18 protein-coding genes and 1 tRNA gene are annotated in these 19,874 nt (G+C 74.7%); 8 read left to right on the top strand and 11 right to left on the bottom strand.

Annotated features, from left to right (window positions below):
* Positions 1–153: 153 nt before the first annotated feature.
* Positions 154–226 (bottom strand) — tRNA-Pro (locus LG632_RS19515).
* Positions 227–396: 170 nt separating this feature from the next.
* Between LG632_RS19515 and LG632_RS19510 the strand changes: the two genes are divergently transcribed.
* Positions 397–873, top strand: coding sequence for a hypothetical protein (locus LG632_RS19510; RefSeq protein ID WP_226728646.1), 477 nt, complete (start codon positions 397–399; stop codon positions 871–873).
* A gap of 34 nt (positions 874–907) precedes the next feature.
* On the opposite strand, the gene LG632_RS19505 is transcribed toward LG632_RS19510, so the two are convergent.
* Positions 908–1,387 (bottom strand): MarR family winged helix-turn-helix transcriptional regulator, encoded by a 480-nt coding sequence (locus tag LG632_RS19505; protein WP_226728645.1) that lies wholly within the window; start codon positions 1,385–1,387, stop codon positions 908–910.
* Positions 1,388–1,514: 127 nt separating this feature from the next.
* Here LG632_RS19505 and LG632_RS19500 point away from each other — a divergent pair, with 127 nt between their 5' ends.
* Positions 1,515–2,396: an SDR family NAD(P)-dependent oxidoreductase gene (locus LG632_RS19500; RefSeq protein ID WP_226728644.1), complete on the top strand. Its 882-nt coding sequence runs from the start codon at positions 1,515–1,517 to the stop codon at positions 2,394–2,396.
* 194 nt (positions 2,397–2,590) lie between these two features.
* Positions 2,591–3,874: a PA0049 family protein gene (locus tag LG632_RS19495; protein WP_226728643.1), complete on the top strand. Its 1,284-nt coding sequence runs from the start codon at positions 2,591–2,593 to the stop codon at positions 3,872–3,874.
* A 90-nt stretch (positions 3,875–3,964) separates the two neighbouring features.
* Here LG632_RS19495 and LG632_RS19490 read toward each other — a convergent pair whose 3' ends face one another.
* The 8 genes from LG632_RS19490 to LG632_RS19455 all read right to left on the bottom strand — a co-directional run bounded on the left by LG632_RS19490 (position 3,965) and on the right by LG632_RS19455 (position 14,865).
* Complete coding sequence (locus LG632_RS19490; RefSeq protein ID WP_226728642.1) at positions 3,965–5,788, bottom strand: peroxidase family protein; 1,824 nt, start codon at positions 5,786–5,788, stop codon at positions 3,965–3,967.
* Positions 5,789–5,914: 126 nt separating this feature from the next.
* The gene (locus LG632_RS19485; RefSeq protein ID WP_226728641.1) at positions 5,915–6,307 is read right to left on the bottom strand and encodes a hypothetical protein; all 393 of its coding nucleotides are present in this window, start codon (positions 6,305–6,307) and stop codon (positions 5,915–5,917) included.
* Between the two features lie 38 nt (positions 6,308–6,345).
* A complete protein-coding gene (locus LG632_RS19480) occupies positions 6,346–7,944 on the bottom strand; it encodes a Dyp-type peroxidase (RefSeq protein ID WP_226728640.1) in 1,599 nt (532 codons plus the stop codon).
* Between the two features lie 124 nt (positions 7,945–8,068).
* The gene (locus tag LG632_RS19475) at positions 8,069–9,799 is read right to left on the bottom strand and encodes a hypothetical protein (RefSeq protein WP_226728639.1); all 1,731 of its coding nucleotides are present in this window, start codon (positions 9,797–9,799) and stop codon (positions 8,069–8,071) included.
* Positions 9,800–9,919: 120 nt separating this feature from the next.
* Positions 9,920–10,564, bottom strand: coding sequence for a nucleoside/nucleotide kinase family protein (locus LG632_RS19470; RefSeq protein ID WP_226728638.1), 645 nt, complete (start codon positions 10,562–10,564; stop codon positions 9,920–9,922).
* Between the two features lie 160 nt (positions 10,565–10,724).
* Positions 10,725–11,960: a vWA domain-containing protein gene (locus LG632_RS19465; RefSeq protein WP_226728637.1), complete on the bottom strand. Its 1,236-nt coding sequence runs from the start codon at positions 11,958–11,960 to the stop codon at positions 10,725–10,727.
* Complete coding sequence (locus LG632_RS19460; protein ID WP_226728636.1) at positions 11,957–13,171, bottom strand: AAA family ATPase; 1,215 nt, start codon at positions 13,169–13,171, stop codon at positions 11,957–11,959. The genes LG632_RS19465 and LG632_RS19460 overlap by 4 nt, the downstream gene beginning before the upstream one ends.
* Positions 13,172–13,356: 185 nt before the next feature.
* Positions 13,357–14,865 carry a hypothetical protein gene (locus LG632_RS19455; RefSeq protein ID WP_226728635.1) on the bottom strand — a complete coding sequence of 503 codons (1,509 nt, stop codon included), beginning with the start codon at positions 14,863–14,865 and terminating at the stop codon, positions 13,357–13,359.
* Positions 14,866–14,909: 44 nt separating this feature from the next.
* Between LG632_RS19455 and LG632_RS19450 the strand changes: the two genes are divergently transcribed.
* The 4 genes from LG632_RS19450 (at position 14,910) to LG632_RS19435 (ending at position 18,250) form a co-directional block, all read left to right on the top strand.
* The gene (locus LG632_RS19450; protein ID WP_226728634.1) at positions 14,910–15,266 is read left to right on the top strand and encodes a hypothetical protein; all 357 of its coding nucleotides are present in this window, start codon (positions 14,910–14,912) and stop codon (positions 15,264–15,266) included.
* A 107-nt stretch (positions 15,267–15,373) separates the two neighbouring features.
* Entirely contained in the window at positions 15,374–15,580 is a 207-nt protein-coding gene (locus tag LG632_RS19445; RefSeq protein WP_226728648.1) for a ferredoxin, read from the top strand.
* Positions 15,573–16,961 carry an NAD(P)/FAD-dependent oxidoreductase gene (locus LG632_RS19440; RefSeq protein WP_226728633.1) on the top strand — a complete coding sequence of 463 codons (1,389 nt, stop codon included), beginning with the start codon at positions 15,573–15,575 and terminating at the stop codon, positions 16,959–16,961. The genes LG632_RS19445 and LG632_RS19440 overlap by 8 nt, the downstream gene beginning before the upstream one ends.
* A 29-nt stretch (positions 16,962–16,990) precedes the next feature.
* On the top strand, positions 16,991–18,250 hold the full coding sequence (locus tag LG632_RS19435) for a cytochrome P450 (protein ID WP_226728632.1): 1,260 nt from the start codon (positions 16,991–16,993) through the stop codon (positions 18,248–18,250).
* Between the two features lie 27 nt (positions 18,251–18,277).
* Here the strand turns inward: LG632_RS19435 and LG632_RS19430 are convergent, their stop codons facing one another.
* Positions 18,278–18,700 (bottom strand): hypothetical protein, encoded by a 423-nt coding sequence (locus LG632_RS19430; protein WP_226728631.1) that lies wholly within the window; start codon positions 18,698–18,700, stop codon positions 18,278–18,280.
* 248 nt (positions 18,701–18,948) lie between these two features.
* On the opposite strand from LG632_RS19430, the gene LG632_RS19425 reads away from it, so the two are divergent.
* Positions 18,949–19,874: serine/threonine-protein kinase (locus LG632_RS19425; RefSeq protein ID WP_226728630.1), on the top strand; the 926-nt coding region annotated here is incomplete at its 3' end.

The following is a 19,874-nucleotide window of genomic DNA, read 5'->3' as shown; positions in this document are numbered from 1 at the left end:
TGGGGTCGTGGGTGACGGTACAGACACAGACACAGGCACGGACGCAGGCCCCACAGACACGGGTACGGGTACTGGTTGCGGTTCCGGTACCTGTCCGGGTGCGGGTGCCGTGCGGGTCGTCAAAGGCTGCTGGTCAGCGATCTCGTCCATAAGCCGGCGTGGCAGGTGCTGCCCCTGCGCCCTCCGGATCCCAAGTCCGGTGCTCTTCTGGCTGAGCTACACGCCGTCGGTGGGAACGACCCTAGGGAGGGCCGCCCCGCACCGGCAAACGATTTCGCGGGTGAGGAGCCGCGGCCGGGGCTGCGGGTGCGGGAGGCGCGCAGTTGGAGGAAGCTGGCGGTGGAGGGTGGCGCTGCCGCCCGCCTGAGCGGTAGGCGAGTGCACGAAGGGGGTCCCGTGGCCACAGCGAGTGCCGGTCGACGCACGGGCAGCACGAGGACCAGGGCCCGGACGGCGCTGTTCTGGGGCGCGGCGGCCCTGGTCGCCGCCACGGCCGTGCCGGCGTCGGCGGCGGTCCCCCTGCCCGCGCCCGACGATCCGGCCGTGGTCGTCGACTGCTTCGGAGCGCCGCAGGTACGTCCCAAGGAGTACCTGCTGGCCTGCGGTGACGGGAACAACCAGCTCGTGTCCCTGCGGTGGACGAGCTGGGGCAGCCGGACGGCGACGGCCACCGGCACCGACATGGTGAACGACTGCCGGCCGTACTGCGCCGCGGGCCGGTTCCGGGCGTATCCGGTGCAGGTCACCCTCAGCCATCCGAAGCCCTGGCCCGGGCATGCCGACACGCGTCGCTTCACCATGATTCGGCTCGTCTACCCCGAGGCGGCGCCGTCGCCGGTGCCGCACGACGTGACGTACCGGCTTGTCTATTGAGCCCTCCCCCTCCCCCGCCGCGCCCCGGGCCGGGTCAGGGAGCGGGATGCGCGCCCTTCGCCGCCTTGAGCTTGCGCCAGACCGCCGCGAGCGCCGCTATGTCCTGCGGCTCCAGCAGATCGGTGAAGACCGGACCGAGCACCTCGCGCCGCGTGGCGTCGGCCTCGGCGAAGAGGCGGTGGCCCTCCGGCGTGAGGGAGACCTCGACCGAGCGCGCGTCGCGCGGGGACGGCGTACGCGTCACCAGGCCCCGCCCCTGGAGGGCGTCCACGACGCGGGAGACCTGGCTGCGGCTGAGCATCGTGCTGTTGCCGAGGACGGAGGCCGGGACCGGCTCGGGGCTGGCGGCGAGCCACAGCATGACCTCGAACCACGACACCGGGAGGTCGTGGGCCTTGGTCAGGGCCCGGTCGACGCGCTCGGTGAGCGTGGTGCCGGCCCAGACCAGGCCGTAGAAGGCGTAGTCGGCGTCCGGCATCTCGGCCTGGGTGAGCTTCTTGGTCCTCGGAGTCATGGAACCGATTTTAGGGGTTGCGTGCACACGCACACAATTCTATGATGTGTGTGCACGCACATAAATCTGCGCCGCCACCTGCTCCTTCCCAGGACTGCCTGCGCACCTCTACCCGAAAGGCAACGCCATGGCCACCACTGGCACCTCCAGCACCCCCTCCGCCACCTCCACCACCCCCCGCACCGTCCTCATCACCGGCACCTCCTCCGGCATCGGCCTCGCCGCCGCCGTCGGCGCCGCGCGGGCCGGCTGGCGGACCATCGCCACGCTGCGCGACACCGGCCGCGCGGACGCCCTGCGCAAGGCCGCCGCCGAGGCGGGCGTCGAGCTCGACATCCGCCGGCTGGACGTCGTGGACGAGGACTCCGCGGCCGCCGCCGTCGAGGGGGTGATCGCCGACTACGGCCGTCTGGACGCGGTGGTCAACAACGCCGGCGCCGGCCACGTCGGCACCCTGGAGAACGAGACCGTCGCCGACGTGCGCAAGGTGATGGAGGTCAACTTCTTCGGCGTGCTCAACGTCTCCAAGGCCGCCATGCCGCACCTGCGGGCCTCCGGCGGCCGTCTGATCACCGTCACCAGCGTCGGCGGGGTCGTCGGCCAGCCGTTCAACGAGGCCTACTGCGCGGCGAAGTTCGCCGTCGAGGGCTACATGGAGAGCCTGGCGCCGGTCGCCCGCGCGCTGGGGGTGAGCGTCTGCGTCGTCGAACCCGGCGCCGTGGCCTCCGAGTTCGTCAACAACCTGGGCATCGACCTGGAGGAGTACATCGCCGCCGCCGGACCGTACTCCGACGCGCTGCGCAACTACGTCAACCGTACGGTGCCGCAGTTCCTGCCCGGTGCCCAGACCCCGGCCGAGGCCGCCGAACCGATCCTCGACGCCCTCACCGCCGACCGGCCGGCCTTCCGCATCCAGACCTCCGAGTGGGCCCGCGGCTTCACGGGCACCAAGCTGAGGGACCTCGACGGCTCCGCCGTCCAGGCGCTCACCACCGACTGGATCAGCTGAGCCGGTCCACGGTCCGGTCAGGTCCGCATCGGAGCGTCCGGAACGCGTCTGGTGCGGGCGGTCGCCGGTTTGTAGGCTCAGCTCGCATGTCACATCACATGTCACATTGCATGTCGTATTGCATACGCCTCTTACGTCGCCTCACGACGACCGCGGTCCTCCCCGTCGGCCTCCTCCTCACCGGAGTCCTCCCGGTGACGCTGACCGCTCCGGCCCACGCGGCCGACGGCGCGCGCTGTGCCCTCTCCCCCGCCGCTCGCCTCGACGCCGAGCAGGCCCGGTTGTCCGATCCCCGCACCCGTGCGCTCGTCGAGCGGGCCGGGCTGTCGGGCTTCGTGGACCGCTTCCCGGCCGCGCTGTGCTCCGTCCGCCGCACCGCCGAGGCCGGCCCGCTCCTCGACACCTGGGGCCAGGCGCTCTGGCAGGCCTCCGTACGGCGCGCCCAGGGACAGCGGCCCGGCGGGGACCTGGCGGCCGGTGACGACCGGCCGCTGTACTGGGCCCGGCTGGCCATGACCGCCTCGCTCGCACGCTGGGAGCCGGGGTTCCCGGTGGACCGGGCCGCGCTGCGGGCCCGGTTCGAGGACGCCTCGCGGGGCCTGACGGACAACGCCTTCAGCGGCGCGCCGGGCGTCCGGCGCGTCTTCATCAGCGGCTTCGACCCCTTCGGTCTCGACGCCGAACTCCGCCGCGGCAACCCGTCGGGCTCCGCCGCCCTCCAGCTCAACGGCCGGCGGATCACCCTCGCCGACGGCGGCACGGCCGAGATCCGCTCCGTGGTCCTGCCGGTGCGCTACGCCGACTTCGACGCGGGCATCGTGGAACGGGCGTTCGCCCCCCGGCTGACGCCGGGCGCGGCAGCCGCGGAAGGCGCCGTGGGCACGGCGGGCACGGCGGGCGCGGCGGCGGCAGGCACAGCCGGCGCGGCGGATCTGATCACCACCGTCAGCCAGGGGTACCCGGGGATCTTCACCCTGGAGGAGTGGGCGGGCCGGTCCCGGTCGGCCGACCCCTACCCCGACAACACCGGCGCCCTGTCCGGAGGGACCCGCGCTCACCCGGTGACCGCGCCTGGCATGGGCCCGGGCCCGGAGTTCATCCGCACCACGCTGCCGGTGGACGCGGTGACCGGTGCGGTCCGCGGCCCGTACCCGGTGCTGCTCAACCCGGACGTGACGGAGATCCCGGCCGGCGGCACCGAGCCGGTGGACCGGACGGACGGCCCGACGCCGGGGTCCCGGGCCGTCGCGGGCGGCGGGGGCGGCTACCTCTCCAACGAGGTCGCCTACCGCTCCAACCGGCTGCGCGGCGAACTCGCCCCCTCGGTACCCGGCGGCCATCTGCACACACCGGTGCTCACCGGCCTGCCGGCGGATCCGCAGGTGCTGACCGGGCCCGAGTTCGAGCGCAACGAGAGCGCGATCGCCGCCGAGGTCCGCGAGGTCCTCGCGCACGCCGCCGCGGTCCGCCGGCCCTGAGGTCCGACGGACCGGCCGGCTCCGGTCGGACCGGCCGCTCCGGTCGGACCGGCCGCTCCGGTCGGACCGGCCGGCTCCGGCGGGGTCCGGTCAGGCGGAGGGCCGCTGCCACGGGGCGAAGGCGTTGGTCACGGACCGCATCGAGGCCCGCAGGTCCGGCAGGTGCCGCAGCAGCACGGTCGCCATGCTGGTGTTCTCGATCCAGTCCAGGCCGGTCTGCGTGTAGACGGCGGGTGTGTAGTCGGTCGTCAGGAAGCGGTCGCTGTTGAGGCGGCGGGACGCCATCAGGACGAAGATCCGGAAGGCGGTGTCGCTGAAGGCGAAGCCCGCCGGCCGGCGTTCGGCGAACATGCCCACCATCAAATCGACGCGCTCGATGTCGCCGCTGTAGACCCGCCGCAGTTCCTCCGCCCAGACCGGGTCGTCGGTGAGCGAGGTGAAGTCGGCGGCCGGTTTCAGGTGCAGCCGGCGCCGGAACTCGTTGTACCGCGGCACGCCCAGCTCGCGGATCCGCAGGACGTCGACGGCCGCCAGGTCCATGAGCTTGCCGTCGGGGCGTTCGAACTCCTGGAGGAACCGCGGGTAGTTGTGCAGGGTCACCAGCCCGGGGTGCGAGGTGCCGAAGGAGTAGAACAGGTCCGTCAGGCCGAGCTTGCCGAAGAAGTCGTACGCGTGCGGGCCGGCCAGTTCGCGGAAGCTCGCCTCCCGCAGCAGCGTGTCGTCCTCGGCCGAGCGGAAACTCCAGTCGTCGGGCACCAGCGGGTGCATCCGGTAGACGGCCACGAACTCCTCGGTCAGGGCGTACGGGACACCGAAGTGGTCGGGGCGGCCGCCCACGATGCCGCTGAGCACCTCGCTCCGGCTGACCCGGCCGAGCAGCCGGTGGACCCGCTCGCCCAGCAGCCCGTACCAGTTGGCGCGCAGCGCGGTGACGGTCGTCGGATGGCTGATGACGGCGGGGGTCCACTCCACGGTGTGGATCTTGGCGATGAGCGCCGCGACGATCAGCCGGGCGCGCTGGAAGAGCTGTTCGTCCGTCCACTGCGGGTACTCCCGGGCCAGCCGCTCGCAGACGGCGTTGTGCTCCAGGATGAACAGGTGGTGCATCATCAGCAGGCCCAGCCAGAAGCCCGGGGTGTTGGCCGGGTCGAGGTCCGGTCGGTCCGGGAAGAGCGAGCCGTTGCCGGGCACCCGCAGTCTGCCGCCCTCGCCCGCGCGCAGGCTCTGCTGCGCCGCCAGGTCGTTGCCGTAGAGCTGGGAGGCGTCCCACCAGTGGGAGTGCTCGTTGAGGTACGTCGGCGGCAGGCCGTCGCCGTCCTCGGGCCGGGTCGTGTCGGGCAGGGTCCGGGGCACCAGCATCGGTCGCACGGGCCAGGGGTCGTCGTCCAGCAGCTCGATCTGCCAGGGGTCGTCGATCGCGCCGTGGCCGTGGCTGACCCAGTCCCGGATCATGAACTGGAGCCACGCGGCCACCAGGGCGTTCACCGACTCCGCCGGGACGAACGCGTGCCGGGTCAGCAGCGCGCGGCTGATCTCGCGGGGGTTCGGCGTCAGGATGTCCGGCTCGGGCTCGGGGTACGTACGGTCCGCAGGGACGTTGCGTCCGAAGCGCGAGCGGGCCATGCCCATCCGGGGGTGCTCCAGGTCGTTGTACGTCCCGTCGGCGGTGCGCTCGGTGAGGTGACGCGCGCTGGGCGCCTCGATGTCCGGCGCGCCGCGCGTGGGGTAGGAGGTGGTGTCGAAGAGGTTCTTGCGGCGCAGGTTGTCCCGCAGGCCCACGAGCGTCAGCAGGCCGAGCGGTCGCGGCAGTCGGTCCCAGCCGATCCTGTGGTCGACGGCGAGGGCCAGTCGATCGTGCAGGGCGACGAAGGGTGAGCCGTGCGGTGCCTCGCCAGTGGTCCGGGGTCTGCGCATCGTGGAGTTCCTTCCGACGTCCTTCCGACGCCTTCCCGGCGTCCTGCCGCTGTCCTGCCGGTGGGTGGTTCGACGCGGCGGTGTGCGGGAACGGATACGGCCGTGGGACCGGCACCGGCCGTGGGTTCAGCAACGACCGTGACGGGCCTCCCCGCACGGCCACTGGGCCAGCAGCGACAGGAGGACGTTGACCGCCGAGATCGTGGTGGCGATCTTCGCCGCCCGCGGCGGGAGCGTGCCGCACCGGCCGGCGGTGGCGGCCGAGAGCGTGTCGCTGGTGTGGATGACCGTGGCGGTGCGCAGCGCCTCCGCGATCCGTTGCGGGTCCTTCAGCAGCAGCAGTTCGGCGCCGATGAACACGGTGCGGATCCCGAACATCCGCATGACGTGGGCCAGGGCCGGCTGCCGCACGTCGGCGCCGAGACTACGGGCCACCACCTGAGGGGCCGCCAGCGCCGCGACGCCGTTCACCAGTCGGACGACGCCCAGGCTGTACCGCGCGAGCGTGCGCGCGTCCATGGCCACTTCGCCACCCCTTCCGAGGGCGGAACACGGGGTCACTTCCGACGATAGTCGATGTCCGGTGGGGCCGCTCGCGGGGTGTCGGCGCGCCCGCGCGGCCCCGCGCACAGGTAGCGCAGCGCCCGCAGCCCGGGCAGGAAGAAGTAGGCGCCACCGCGGACGGTGACGAACTGCGGCAGGTCGCGGTAGCGGGTGCGCACCGGGCGGGCCTGCACGGTGAAGGTGGAACGGTGGTCCTGGCGGGGGCCGACGAGCGGGCACGGGCCGTCGAGGAGGCCGTTGAAGGCGGGGTTGTTGAGCCAGGTGTGCTGGACGAACTCGAACTGGCGCGAGAGGTTGGCGCTCAGACAGACGAAATGCAGTCCGGACGCGCCACCGCCGTCCGGCCCGCCGTCACCCTCTGCGCCCCTGTCCGACCCTCCGTCAGCCTCTCCATCCCCGCCCGGCCCGCCGTCCCCGGCCCCCTCCGGGCCGTACGCGCGGCCGCGGCGCAGCAGCCGGTGCCGGCGGCCGATCGCCTCGGACCTGGCCGATCCGGGATCGGGGTCGAGGGAGTCCCGCGGGTGGGCGCGCCGGACGTGGGCGCCGAGCGGGCAGCGCAGGCCCTCGGGGTCGGTGGCGAAGTAGCCGAAGTCGTTGGCGTCGGCCAGGCCGGGGTCGTCGTGGTCCGGCGCCCGCACCAGGGGGGCGCCGCTCGGCCAGCGGCCCACCATGCGGGCCGCCAGCGCGTCGCGCGCCTCGGGGTCGGGGCTGCCGTCGGGCCGGCGGGTCACGGCGTCGAGGTACGCCCGGAACGCGGGCACGTCCTGGTGGAGTTGGCGCAGGACCAGGTAGCTGCCGTTGCGCCCGAGGTCGGCGAGGCCGAGGTCGCCCTCGCCCCCGTCCCCGTCCCCGCTGCCGCCCCCGTCCTCGTTGCCGCCCCCGTCCCCGTCCCGCTCCGGGGCGCGGGGCAGCAGGCCTCCGGGGTCGGCGACGGCCGGCAGCAGGGGTCGGTCGGTCAGCAGGCCGTACTCGTTGGGGTAGCCGAGGACGAACTCGCCCGCCTTCACGCTCCGGTCGCTGCCCTCGGCCTTGGGCAGTCCCTCGATGAGCGGCTGGGAGATGCCGTCCCGGAAACCGAAGGGCTCGCGGTCGGTCAGTTCGGCCGTGCCCAGCCGCAGGACCTCGCTCAGCGCGCCCCCGCCGGTCAGCTCCTCGCGCACCTGCGTCTCCAGCCGGTCCAGCCGCCGCTCGTCGCGGGCGTAGAGCAGGACCAGGACGTGCACGGGCGGGGTGTCCGGGCCGCCCCAGCGCCAGCGGTGGGGTGCGTTCTCGCCCGTGTCGCCCAGGAGCCGGGAGCGGTTGGGCTCGGTCATGCCGTCGAGGAACTCCCGGGAGAAGCCGGTCGCAGCGGTGGCGCCGGTGGTCCGCAGGCCCAGCCGGCGCAGGCCCTCGGCGGTGAAGGCGAGGTTCACGGCGGCCTCGGCCGGTTCCGCCCGGCCGTCGGTGGCGCGCTGCGCCACCCGGTCCAGGGCGGGGCGGGCGGCGTCCGGGTCGGCGATCGCGAGGAGCAGGAAGCACGCCGACGTCAACGTGCTGTAGCCACGGGCCACGATGCCCTGGATGTCGTGGAGTTCCAGGGATACCGCCATCATGTCACGCCCTTCCCTACGGCCCGCAGAGCCCCCGCAGTCTCCGAAGCCTCAAGCCCTCGCCTGGAGCCACAAGGCCCGCAAGCGCTCAAGCCCTCAGGCCCTCAGGCCCGCAAACCCTCAGGCCCTACAGCAGCGCGAGCCAGGCCTGCGTCTCGGCCGGCCCGAGTTCGGCGAACAGGCCCGCGCGGACGCGGGCATTGGTGTTGATGTGGTGCGTGGTGAGGGTGTCGTAGGCGGAGTACCACACCTCGGTCGGCACCTGGTGGCAGCGCAGGTAGTACTTGAACGCCTGCTCGTCGCGGGCCCCTCCCCCGATCAGCCAGCGGGTGCGGGGGTAGCCGTGCCCGTTGCTGAAGACGGCGTTGAGGCCCCAGGCGACCTTGTCGATGAAGTCGTCCATGTAGCTCTCCAGGCTGCCGTCGTAGTTGCTGGCGAAGATCACGCGCCGTTTGTCGTCGATGAACAGCCACCGGGCGAAGTGGATGGTCTTGACCCCCGCCAGGTCGCCCCGGTTGTAGAGGTGGCGTGCGCCGTAGTCGACGGCGAAGAGCAGGCCGGTCAGCGTGGCCCGGCGGAACCGGCCCGCCTTGACCAGGCCGACGGCCGTGAAGGGGTTCTGCGCGGCGAAGTCCTCGCAGGCGGCGAGCCGGGCCACGTGTTCCGGGGTGGGCCGTTCCCGGCTGGGCACGTCGCGCCGTTCGTGCAGGCGCAGCAGGGCGGCCCAGGCCGGTACGGCGAACGGGAGGACCGGCGCCAGCGCCAGTCCCGCCAGGGGGACGCCGTAGCGGTGGGCGGCCTGCCGCAGCCGGGTGCGCCGGTCGGGCGGTGGGACCGGGGTGCGGGCCCAGGCCAGGTCCGGGCGGCCGGTGACGAAGCGCTGGATGTCGGCGCGGACCGCCATCGGGTCGGCGTCCGGGGGGCTGCCGCCGCGCCGGTCGAGGAAGTCCTCGATCGCCTCGCGCAGTCGCGCCTCCTGCTGGATCTGCTGGAGCCGGCGGCCGGCCGTGTTGACGTAGAACGCGGCGCTGGGGACGCTGTGCGCACGCAGCCAGGCGATCAGTTCCGCCTCCGGCGCGCCGCCGCCCGGGAAGCCCTCGCAGGGGCCGAAGACCTCGCCGAGCCCGCCGTCCGCCTTGCGGGCGAGGTCCGCGAGGTGGGCGTCCGGGGAGGCGTCGACCTCGCACATGTACACCACGCTCGCGGGCACCTCCCCGCCCGCCAGGTCGTTCCCCCCGGGCACCAGGACCAGCCGCGCGAAGTGAACCCCCGTCAGCTCGGCGAACGGGATCGGCTCCCCGGCCGCGCCCTTGCGGCGGGCCGCCCCGGTCAGCACGGCCTGTACGTCGGCCACCCGGTCGGCGGGGACCACGGCGCGGACGGTGACGGCGCGCGGGGGCGAGGCCGGTGGATCGGTGAAGTCCAGGGCGAAGTGGAGGATCTTCCGCCGGCCCCAGTAGACGAGGCCGAGGTAGCGGCCCGGAGCGACCTCGCGGATCTCGTCGCGGACCCGGTGCGCGAGCAGGGACGTCCAGGAGTAGTCCAGGACGGTGCATTCCTTGTCGTCGAACCAGCTGGGACCGCGGTAGACGCGGGCCCGGACCGCGGCGACGCCGAACGGCGTGAGGAGGTTGCGCAGTTCGCCCCGCGGAGGGTCGAAGACCTTGCCCTGCCAGGCGGTGAGACGCGTGAGCGCCGCCAGCGCCCGCGAGACCCTCGCGCCCCGCGCCGGCAGGACGGTCCCCCGGGCCTCGCCGTCGGGTACGCCGCCCGCGGGACTGGCGCGGAACAGCTGGTCGAGGGCCGGACCGGACAGGGCCAGCAGTTGCTCGACGTCCGCCCCCGGGTCATGGCGCATCACACACCTCCGTGGGCCACCTCACCATCGTATTTCAGGCGGCATTTCACGGCATTTCGGTGCCGGTCCGAGGTCGGTCCGGGGTCGGTCCGAGGTCGGTCCGGGGCCGGTCCGGGGTACTTACGGTACGAATCCGGCGCCGAGGTCGAGCGGGCCGTCGAGCACGAGATCGGCCCTCGGCCGGCCCGCGGCCACCAGGCGCGCGTTCGCCTCGTCGGAGCGGGCCACCCAGGCCGCCGCCCGGTCGGGGTCCTTGCCGTGGCGGACATGACGGTCGGTCAGCCGGCGTACCCGCAGTGCGTCGTCCGGGGCGAGGTACCAGACCTCGTCGAGCAAGGGCGCCACCTCGCTCCACTCCCCCGCCTCGTGCAGCAGGTAGTTCCCCTCGGTGATCACCAGGGGAACACCGGGGCCGACCGCGATGCTCCCGGCGACGGGCTCCTCCAGCGAGCGGTCGAAGGCGGGGGCGTAGACCACCGCGCGGCCGGGCTCGCGCAGCCGGCGCAGCAGGGCGGCGTACCCGGCCGCGTCGAAGGTGTCGGGCGCGCCCTTGCGGTCCGCCCGGCCGAGCCGGACCAGTTCGGCCTGGGCCAGGTGGAAGCCGTCCATGGGCACGACGACGGCCAGGTCCGGCCCGAGCGCGGCGGCGAGGTGCCCGGCCAGGGTGGACTTGCCGGCGCCCGGGGGTCCCGCGATGCCGAGGAGGCGCCGGCCGCCCGCCGTGGCGAGGGCGCGGGCCCGCCGCTCTAGTTCCAGTCGGTCCATGCCCGCCATCCTGCCCGACCGGCGCCCTCGTCGGCGCCCCCGTCGGCGCCCCGCCGCCGCCCTCCACGGCTCCGCGACGGCCGCCTCGCCCGGCCACCCCCACCAGCCCGGCGCCCCGCCCCTCCCCGCCGCGCCCTGCCGCCACCCGGTGGAGCCGCCGCTACCCGATCTCGACCACGCGCGCCCAAGCGGGCGGCGCCTCCGGGACGTACGCGGGGTCGCCCCAGCGCGAGTCGCCGTACGTCCGCGGGAACAGCCCCACCACCGTCCGGCACGGCGGCGGCGTCGCGGGCCAGGGCGTCTCCCCGTCGGTCAGGACCACGACGACGTCCGGTGCGGGCCGGGCCCGCAGCGCCCGCTCGAAGCCCGTGCGCAGATCGGTGCCCCCGCCGCCGACCAGCGCGATGCCCTCGGCGCGGCAGAGCGGGTGCACGACGTTCACCGCGGCGTCGCACGAGAGCACGGTGACCTGCTCCCGCCGGCCGCCCACGGCGCGTGAGAGCGCTGCCACCTCCAGGAGCGCACTGCCCAGTTCGGCGTCACTGACCGAGCCCGAGGTGTCGATGATCACGGCCACCCTGGGCGGCCGCCGCCGCAGGCTCGGCAGGACCACGCCGGGCAGCCCCGCCGAGCGCCGAGAGGGGCGGCCGTAGCTGTAGTCCTCGCCGGCGCCGGACGCGGCGGCCGCCGAGCGGACCGCGGCGCCCAGCAGGTCCCGCCACGGCTGCGGCGGGTGGAACGCCTCCTTCGCCCAGCGCTCCCAGCCCGCCGGGGTGCTGCCGGGCCGGCCCGAGATGCCCTGCGCGACCCGGAAGCGGACGGCGTCGCGTTCCTGTTCGGTCAGCCCGTGCGCGCCGTCCGGGCCCAGGTCCCAGCCCCGTCCCAGCCCGTCGGCGCCGCTGCCGCAGTCCAGCCAGAGCAGCTCCCCGTGCACGCCTTCGAGCCTGAACCGGCGCGCGTAGTCCTCCATGAGCACCCCGGACGGCAGCCCCAGGGACTGCGGCGTCACCGCGCCCTCGGGCCGGACCAGCCCGTCCCCGTAGATGTCGTCGTTGATCTCGCAGTCGGCCGCGATGTTCATCCGCAGCCGGTCGCCCGGGCCGGTCAGCCCCTGGTCCCGGGCCAGCCGCTCGCCGCGCCCGTGGTGGTCGCGCAGCAGGTGGGAGACCTCGTGCACCCACACCCCGGCCAGTTGCTCGACCGGCATCCGGGCGACGAACGCCGGGGAGACGTAGCAGCGCCAGAACGGGTCGACCGCCATGGTCGGGACGCTGCGCGACTCCACGACGTGCAGGGCGAACAGGGCCGTCGCCAGGTAGGGCCGGGCCCGGGCCGCGTGCAGCCGGGCGGCGAAGAGCTTGTCGCGGTCGAGGGCCGCCGGGGCGCCGGCCGTCATCGGGCCACCGCCGCTGCGGCGCCCACCCGGGCGCCGGTGCGGGCGTCGTCGGCCCGCCGGGACACCGACACCAGGCCGGCCAGCCGCTCGACGGATTCCGGCACGTCCCACTCCGTACGGCGCAGCGCGGCGAGCGTGTTCGCCGGTACGACGACCAGGTCGGGGGCCCCGGTCTCCACCGCCCGCGCCAGCACCTGCCAGGCCGCGTCCCACCGGGCCTGGTCGGGCCGGGCCCGTACGGCCGCCACGATCCCGTCGAGCACGGCTTGGCGCAGGTCGCCCCGCTCGGGCAGCTCGGCCGCGTCCGGGTCGGCGAGCAGGTCCTCGGGGTCCGGCAGGTCCATCCGGTCCAGCCCGGCCAGCAGCTCCAGCCCCGGCCCGTCCCCGACGGTGCCCCTGACCAGCAGCGACAGCACGTCCCGGGAGGCTCCGGCCGCGGTCGCGAAGGCGATCAGGTGCAGGCTCATCTCCCAGCTGCGCGGCGAGGGCCAGGGGCCGCCGCGGCGAGCCTCGCTCTTGGGCAGCTGGTGGACCAGGTCCGGGCGGGCGGTCAGCAGCCGGCACACGGCGCGGCGGGCGAAGTCGACGGCGTACGGCAGCTGCTCGGGGTCGAGCCGCGGCAGGGTGGCCCGCGGCCAGGTCCCGCCGAGGCCGCGCACGACGACCTCGTGGTCGTGGAGCCACTGGAGGTGGACCAACCGGTTGGCCAGCGGCGGGCTCAGTTCCCAGCCGTCGGCGGCGGAGGAGCGCGGGTTGGCCGCGGCCACGATCCGGACCCCGGGCGGCAGCTTCAGCGCGCCGATGCGGCGTTCGAGCACGAGCCGGAGCAGGGCGGCCTGGACCGCCGGGGGCGCGGTGGACAGTTCGTCGAGGAACAGCAGCCCGCGCCCGGCCCGGACCAGGCGCACGGCCCAGTCCGGCGGGGCCATGGGCACGCCCTGCCGGGCCGGGTCGTCCCCGACCACGGGCAGGCCCGAGAAGTCGGAGGGCTCGTGGACACTGGCGATCACCGTGGTCAGCGGCAGGTCCAGGGCCTCGGCGAGCTGGGTGAGGGCGGCGGTCTTGCCGATGCCCGGCTCCCCCCACAGGAGGACGGGCAGGTCGGCCGCCACGGCCAGCGTCAGCGCCTCCAGTTGCATGTCGGGGCGCGGCTCGGTGCCGGTCTCTCGGAGCAGGGCGAGCAGACGTCCGGCGATGTCGAGTTCAGTCATGTGATCACCTCGGTAGGGGCCAGGGAGAGGCCGGGAAAGGCCAGGAAACGGCGGGAAGAGCAGGGAACGCAGGGAAACGCTGCGTGACGCAGGAAAGGCAGGGAAAGGCAGGGGAGGGAAGGAAAGGAGGAGGGGAGGAAAAGGCAGGGCCAGGAAAGGGATTCCAGGGCGCCGAGCCCCCGGTTTCAGCGAATGCCGCCGAGACCCGGGTGGGCGCGGCGGGCACGCCGGCGTCGGGCCGCCTCGTGCATGCGGTCCGGTCCGGCGCCGACGAGCCCCGCCCGGTACGCCCCGTGCGCGATCCGCCGTCCGGCCGCGGCCTCCAGTGCCGCGCGCAGCGGCCCGTCCCGCAGGACGGCCTCGGGCCCGAGCAACCCCTCGACCACGGCCAGGGCACCGACGACGTCGCCGTGGTCGAGCCGCTCGCGCACGCCGGTCAGGCAGTCCGGACGGCGGTGCGCCTCGTCCACGGCCTGCAGGCAGGGCAGGGGGGTACCGGTGAGGGCGACGAGCAGTTCCTCGCGGCGGAGCTCGGCCGGGTCGTGGTCGAGCGGGGCGAGGACCCCGTCGACCAGGGCGATCCGGTGCAGGGAGCCCCGGCAGTCCACGAGGCGCGGTTGCCCGGCGGGGTCCGGCGGGCGCGGCGGCCCGGCCGGGGCTCGGCCGGGGACGAGGGCAGCGGCGACCAGCGGATGCAGCTGCTCCGGTGTGATCGCGCCGGCCCGGAGCAGGTCCAGGTCGGGCAGCCGCCAGGTCGCCGCGTCGGGCAGGACCGGCAGCCGGGTGCCGTCCCTGCCGGCCGGGCGGGCGTCCACGATCCGCGGGACCGGACGTCCGCCGGCGGCGGCGTCCGCGCACGGGGCGATGTCCAGGGCCAGCCGGCGGCGGCCCCCGAGCCGGACGCCGACGGTGCCCGCGGTCCGGCCCTCGGCGGCGAGGAGGATCCCCGCCTCGGCCGCCCACCGGTCGACGGCGCAGCCGTGGTCCTCGGGCAGCAGCCGAGCCGGCAGCGATCCGCCCGGGCCCGGGGGTCCGTACCGGTCCGGCGGTCCGTCCGGGCCCCGTGGTCCGTACCGGTCCGGCGGTCCGTCCGGGCCCCGTGGTCCGTACCGGTCCGGCGGTCCGTCCGGGCCCGGCGGTCCACCGGTCCCGGCCCGGTCCCGCAGTTCCCCGGTGCGGTGCGCGTCCCACAGGTGGCGGTGCAGGTCGAGGCGGAAGCGCGGGTGGGGCCGGACGTGCGGATGGGCCTGGGGGACGGCCTCGGGCCGGGACGCGTCCCACAGGGCGAGGCTCATCCGCTGGCCCGCGTCGGCCCAGGCCGGCGCGGTCCGTACCACGAGGTGCACCGCGCCGGCCGGATCGGGGCCCGCGGGGGCGTACCGGGCGAGGGCCACCGTGAGCCCCGGCCGCAGCAGTCCGTCGGGGGCGATCCGCGGCATGTGCCAGCGCAGCAGGTCGGGGGCCAGCCGGCGCAGGTCGGCGCGGACGCGGGCCGCGAGGTCACGGCCGTGGGTGCGGGCCAGGGCCCGTAGGTCGAGGTCGACGTCGAGGCCCGCGGCGGCGCAGGCGCCCGCCCAGTCCCCCGCGCGGCGGCGGGCGGTCGCGGTCTCGATCATGGAGGGCGGCACGGCGTAGGCCCGCACGCGCGCCCAGAAGGAAAGCCGGGGGTCGCTGTTCGCGGTGTGAGTGGCCATCAGCACTCACCGTGCGCGAACGATGCCCCCGATCCGATGTAGGCATGAGTTGTCATCGCGGCGATCGTAACGGCGCCCCGCCACGAGCCGCCACGCAATTACGGGTACGAGGCGGCGAGCGGGCGACCGCCGACGGCCGGCCGCAGGGGTTCGGCGGTGGCTTCGCGCGCACGCTGCTGACGACGTACGCGCTGCGGACGGCGGCCGTCCTCGTCTTCACCACCTCCGCCGTCGGCCGCCGGCTCGGGGTCCTGCCGCGTCCGGTGATCGCGGCGGGGACGGCCGCCGGGCTGGTCCTGCTGGTGGTGTCCTCGGCCGTGCCCCGGTCCGAGCTGGTCTTGCCGGCCTGGGCCCTGCTCGTCGGCCTGTACGTGCTGCGCGCCGCCCGCCGTACCGCTTGAGGAACCGGCCGGCCGCGTCACCCTGTCGGCCTCCCCGGACGGGCCGCCGCGGGGTCCGGCCGACAGGCTGGGCCCGAGCTCCGGCCCGCGGAAAGGACCACACCTTGCTGAGACTCGTCGTCGACCTGAACCGATGCCAGGGGTACGCCCAGTGCGCGTTCCTGGCGCCCGACGTCTTTGCGATGCACGGGGACGAGGGCCTCCTGTACGACCCGCAGGCGGAGGCCGCCCAGCGCGAACGGGTGGCGCAGGCCGCCGCGGCGTGCCCCGTCCAGGCGATCCTGGTGGAGGAGCTGGAGGCGTCCGATGCCTGACACCGCGCTGGACGCCCTGCGCAGCAGCGGCAGGATCGTGGTCGTGGGCGCGTCCCTGGCCGGACTGCGGGCCGCCGAGACCCTGCGCGAGAAGGGCTTCAAGGGCTCGCTCACCATGATCGGCGACGAGCCGTACGAGCCGTACGACCGGCCCCCCTTGTCCAAGCAGGTCCTGCTGGGCAAGGCCTCCGCGGCGGGCACCGCGCTGCCCCGCCGGCGCGCGATCGACGCGCAGTGGCGCCTCGGCGTGCCGGCGAGCGGCCTGGACATGGCGGGCAGGCGGGTGAAGCTGGCCGACGGCGACGAGGTGCCGTACGACCGGCTGCTGATCGCGACCGGAGTACGGGCCCGCCCCTGGCCGAACGAGGCCGAGGCCGAGCTCGACGGCGTGTTCGTGCTGCGCACCCGCGACGACGGCGCGGCGCTGGCCCGCCGGATGGACGCGGGACCGCGCCGGGTGCTGGTGATCGGCGCCGGGTTCACGGGGTCGGAGATCGCCTCCGCCTGCCGGGAACGCGGGCTGGAGGTCACCGTCGCCGAACGCGCCGACGCCCCGCTGGTGGGCGCGCTCGGCGGGGTGATCGGGGCGGTGGCCGCCGAACTCCAGCGCGAGAACGGCGTGGACCTGCGCACCGGGATCATGGTCACCGGGCTGGAGGGCGACTCCACCGGCCGGGTGCGGGCCGCCCACTTCTCCGACGGCACCACGCTGGAGTGCGAGGTGGTGGTCGTCTCGCTGGGCGCCCAGCGCAACACGGAGTGGCTGCTCGGTTCCGGGTTGGGCGCGGGGCCGCGGGGCATCGCCTGCGACGCGGGCTGCCGGGCCTTCGACATCACGGGGATCGTCACCGACGACATCTACGTGGCGGGTGACGTCGCCCGCTCCCCGCACCCGCTGTTCGGCTACCAGTTCCTGTCGCTGGAGCACTGGGGCAACGCCGTCGCGCAGGCCGAGACCGCGGCCCACAACATGCTCAGCGAGAGCACGGACCGCCGTCCGCACATCTGGACCCCGGCGTTCTGGTCGACGCAGTTCGGGGTGAACATCAAGTCCGTCGGCGTGCCGTCGATGGGCACCGAGATCATGATCACGCAGGGTTCGACCGCCGAGCGGCGGTTCACCGGGGTGTACGGCTACCAGGGCCGGATCATCGGCGCGGTCACCTTCGACAACGCGCGCTGGCTGGAGTTCTACCGGCACCAGATCGAGTCCACCGCTCCCTTCCCGCCGCCGTACCCGACCGTCGACCGGCGCGCGGAGGGCAGCCGGCCGGTGCCGGCGGACTTCCCCGACCCGTCGGTTCCCACGCACGGTCCGACCGTGACCCTCAGCGGATACTCGCCGGCCGACCGGCGGCTGACCTTCACCCCCGCCAGGTGACCGACCCGCACGCCTTCGGAGAACCCGCCATGAAGCAAGGCATCCTGACCGACATCCTGGACCACTCCCACCGTGCGGACCCGTACCCGCTGTACGCGGAGCTGCGCAAGACGCCCGTGTACCACGACGGGGAAGGGCCGTACGTGGTCAGCACGTACCACGAGATCATGGCCCTCTTGCACGACCCGCGGCTCAGCTCCGACCAGCGCAACCGGACCGCGGGGGCCGCCGACCCGCTCGCCGAGGAGGACACCGGGGACAGCGCCACGCTGCCGCCCGGCTTCCTGAAGCTGGACCCGCCCGAGCACGACCGGCTGCGCCGGATCACCAACCGGCCCTTCGGCCCCCCGCACTCGCCGCACCGGATCGAGAGCATGCGCGGGGACCTGGACGAGACGGTCAAGAACCTGATCGACGACATCGCGGCCGGGACGTCGGGCAACGGCGAGGGGACCGAACGGATCGACCTCGTCGACCAGTTCTCCTACCCGTTCCCGGTGACGATGATCTGCCGGCTGCTGGGCGTGCCGCGCGAGGACGAGGCCCGGTTCCACGTGTGGGCCGACACGCTGGCGGCGAGCCTGGACCCGGACCCGACCGCCGACCAGGCGGAACGCGCGAAGGTGACCCAGGACGCCCGGATGGAGCTGGGCATGTACCTGGCCGGGCTGATCGAGGATCGGCGCAAGAACCCGCGGGACGACATGCTGTCGCACCTGGCCGCGGCGACCGGCGAGGAATCCATGTCCACCATGGAGCTGCTCAGCACGGCGGCGCTGCTGCTGATCGCGGGTCACGAGACCACGGTCAACCTGATCACCAACGGCATGCTGACGCTGCTGCGCCACCCGGACGTGCTCCAGCGGCTGCGGTCGGAGCCGGGGTTGGCGGTGCCGTTGGTGGAGGAGCTGCTGCGGTACGAGCCGCCGGTGCAGCTGCTGCCGCAGCGCACCCCGCTGGTGGACATCGAGATCCGCGGGGTCACCGTCCCCAAGGGCGCCGCGATGTGGCTCGTGCTGGCCGCCGGCAACCGGGACCCGCAGCGCTTCGAGAACCCCGACCGCTTCGACCCCGACCGCAAGGACATCCAGCACCTCGGCCTGGGCAGTGGCATCCACAGCTGCTTCGGGGCACCGCTGGCGCGGCTGGAGGCGCAGAAGGCGCTGAGCGAGCTGGCCCGGCGGCTGGAGAACCCGCGGCTCCTGGAGGACCCGCCGCCCTACCGGCAGAACGCCGTCCTGCGCGGCCCGCGCCACCTGATGATCGCCTGCGACGGGATCCGGCCCTGAGCGGTGGCGCCCCGGCGCGAAGGGTCCCTACCGGGCGGTGAGCCGCAGGCGGGTCTCCAGTTCGTGTTCGCCGGGCACGGTGCCGAGGTGCTCGACCACGAAGGCCCGCTCCAGTTCCTCGCGGACATGGCGTACCGGGTCGGCGTCGCCGTAGAGCTCGACGGTCACCGGGCCCACCAGCGGTGGGGGTGCCGTGCTGTGGCGCGCGGCCGGGACACCGGCGGCGACCGTCGCCGACCACACGGTGGCCGTGATGTTCCCCTCGGCGCCGGTCCCGGCGCCGGTGCCGGTGCCCGCCCCGGCACCGGATCCGGCCCGGTCCGCGGGCCGCTCCGCCGCCGTGGGGTCCTCGAACGCCGCCTGGAGCACCGCGAACACGGCCAGCGCCGTCTCGTGGTCGCAGCCGGTCAGATGGACTCCTACGTGATCGGCCCTCTCGGCGATGCTCATCGGCCGCCGCTCCTTTCACCGTCCGGGCAGACCGATCGTACGGAGGCGGGGACCGGGGCCGGGGCCGCCGCACCGAGGCAACCGGATGACGGCGTGGCCGCGGCGGCGGCAGCGGCGGGTGGCCGCCCCTCGGCCGCGGCCCGGTGGCGGTGACCGGCATGTGGTCCGGCTTGACGGCCGTGGGGCGGGACCGGTACTCAACTTGCCGGCACCCGCTCATGGTGCACGGAACGGGGGGTGCACGCACGATGAAGCCACTGGGTCCTGGGGATCCCGCTTCGGTCGGCGACGGCCGCTACCAGCTGACACACCGGCTGGGGCAGGGCGGTATGGGAGTGGTCTACCTCGGCCGGTCGCCGTCCGGCCGCGCGGTGGCCGTGAAGGTGGTACGCCCCGAACTGAGTACCGAACCGGGCTTCCGGCGGCGGTTCGCCGACGAGGTCGCGGCGGCCCGGCGGGTGGGCGGCTTCCACACCGCGCCGGTCGTCGACGCCGATCCGGAGGCGGACCCGGCCTGGCTGGTGACGGCGTTCGTGCCCGGCCCGACGCTGGCCGCCGTCCTGGCCCGGGTCACGGCCCTGCCGCTGGACACCCTCACGGTGCTGGCCGCGGGCCTGGCCGAGGCGCTGGAGGCGATCCACCGGGCCGGGGTGATCCACCGCGACTTCAAACCGGCCAACATCATCATCGCCGAGGACGGGCCGCGGGTCATCGACTTCGGCATCGCCCGCGCCCTGGACGGCACGGCGCTGACCCAGACCGGCATGCAGGTGGGCACCCCCGGCTTCCTCTCCCCCGAGCAGCTCACCGGCGGCACGATCACGCCGGCGGTGGACATGTTCGCGCTGGGTGTGGTGCTCGCGCAGGCCGCGGGCGGGGCGCCGTTCGGCGACGGGCCGGCGACCGCCCGGCACTTCAAGGTCGTCTACGAGGACCCGGACCTGAGCGAGGTCCCCGCGGAGCTGCGGGACCTGGTCGGCGACTGCCTCGCCAAGGCCCCCGCGGACCGCCCCACGCCGAGCGAGTTCCTCCGCCGCCTGACGGTCCACCACCGCCCGCCCGGCGAGGGCTGGCTCCCGGACGCCGCGACCCAGCTCCTCGCGCGCACCCCGTACCCGACCCCGCAGCCCAGGCCGGAACGGTCCCTGACCGCCCCGGACGGGGCGGCTGCGGC

It is taken from the genome of Streptomyces antimicrobicus, from assembly GCF_020532625.1.
GTDB classification, from domain to species: domain Bacteria; phylum Actinomycetota; class Actinomycetes; order Streptomycetales; family Streptomycetaceae; genus Streptomyces; species Streptomyces antimicrobicus.
This window is presented reverse-complemented; position numbering and strand designations above follow the sequence as displayed.

Bases quoted from the DNA above. Each gene is read 5' to 3' on its own strand.
- LG632_RS19435 (WP_226728632.1), top strand. From the start codon at position 16,991: ATGAAGCAAGGCATCCTGACCGACATCCTGGACCACTCCCACCGTGCG.
- LG632_RS19505 (WP_226728645.1), bottom strand. From the start codon at position 1,387: ATGACTCCGAGGACCAAGAAGCTCACCCAGGCCGAGATGCCGGACGCC.
- LG632_RS19480 (WP_226728640.1), bottom strand. From the start codon at position 7,944: ATGATGGCGGTATCCCTGGAACTCCACGACATCCAGGGCATCGTGGCC.
- LG632_RS19455 (WP_226728635.1), bottom strand. From the start codon at position 14,865: ATGGCCACTCACACCGCGAACAGCGACCCCCGGCTTTCCTTCTGGGCG.
- LG632_RS19485 (WP_226728641.1), bottom strand. From the start codon at position 6,307: ATGGACGCGCGCACGCTCGCGCGGTACAGCCTGGGCGTCGTCCGACTG.
- LG632_RS19490 (WP_226728642.1), bottom strand. From the start codon at position 5,788: ATGCGCAGACCCCGGACCACTGGCGAGGCACCGCACGGCTCACCCTTC.
- LG632_RS19475 (WP_226728639.1), bottom strand. From the start codon at position 9,799: ATGCGCCATGACCCGGGGGCGGACGTCGAGCAACTGCTGGCCCTGTCC.
- LG632_RS19500 (WP_226728644.1), top strand. From the start codon at position 1,515: ATGGCCACCACTGGCACCTCCAGCACCCCCTCCGCCACCTCCACCACC.
- LG632_RS19465 (WP_226728637.1), bottom strand. From the start codon at position 11,960: ATGACGGCCGGCGCCCCGGCGGCCCTCGACCGCGACAAGCTCTTCGCC.
- LG632_RS19440 (WP_226728633.1), top strand. From the start codon at position 15,573: ATGCCTGACACCGCGCTGGACGCCCTGCGCAGCAGCGGCAGGATCGTG.
- LG632_RS19430 (WP_226728631.1), bottom strand. From the start codon at position 18,700: ATGAGCATCGCCGAGAGGGCCGATCACGTAGGAGTCCATCTGACCGGC.
- LG632_RS19460 (WP_226728636.1), bottom strand. From the start codon at position 13,171: ATGACTGAACTCGACATCGCCGGACGTCTGCTCGCCCTGCTCCGAGAG.
- LG632_RS19470 (WP_226728638.1), bottom strand. From the start codon at position 10,564: ATGGACCGACTGGAACTAGAGCGGCGGGCCCGCGCCCTCGCCACGGCG.
- LG632_RS19450 (WP_226728634.1), top strand. From the start codon at position 14,910: ATGAGTTGTCATCGCGGCGATCGTAACGGCGCCCCGCCACGAGCCGCC.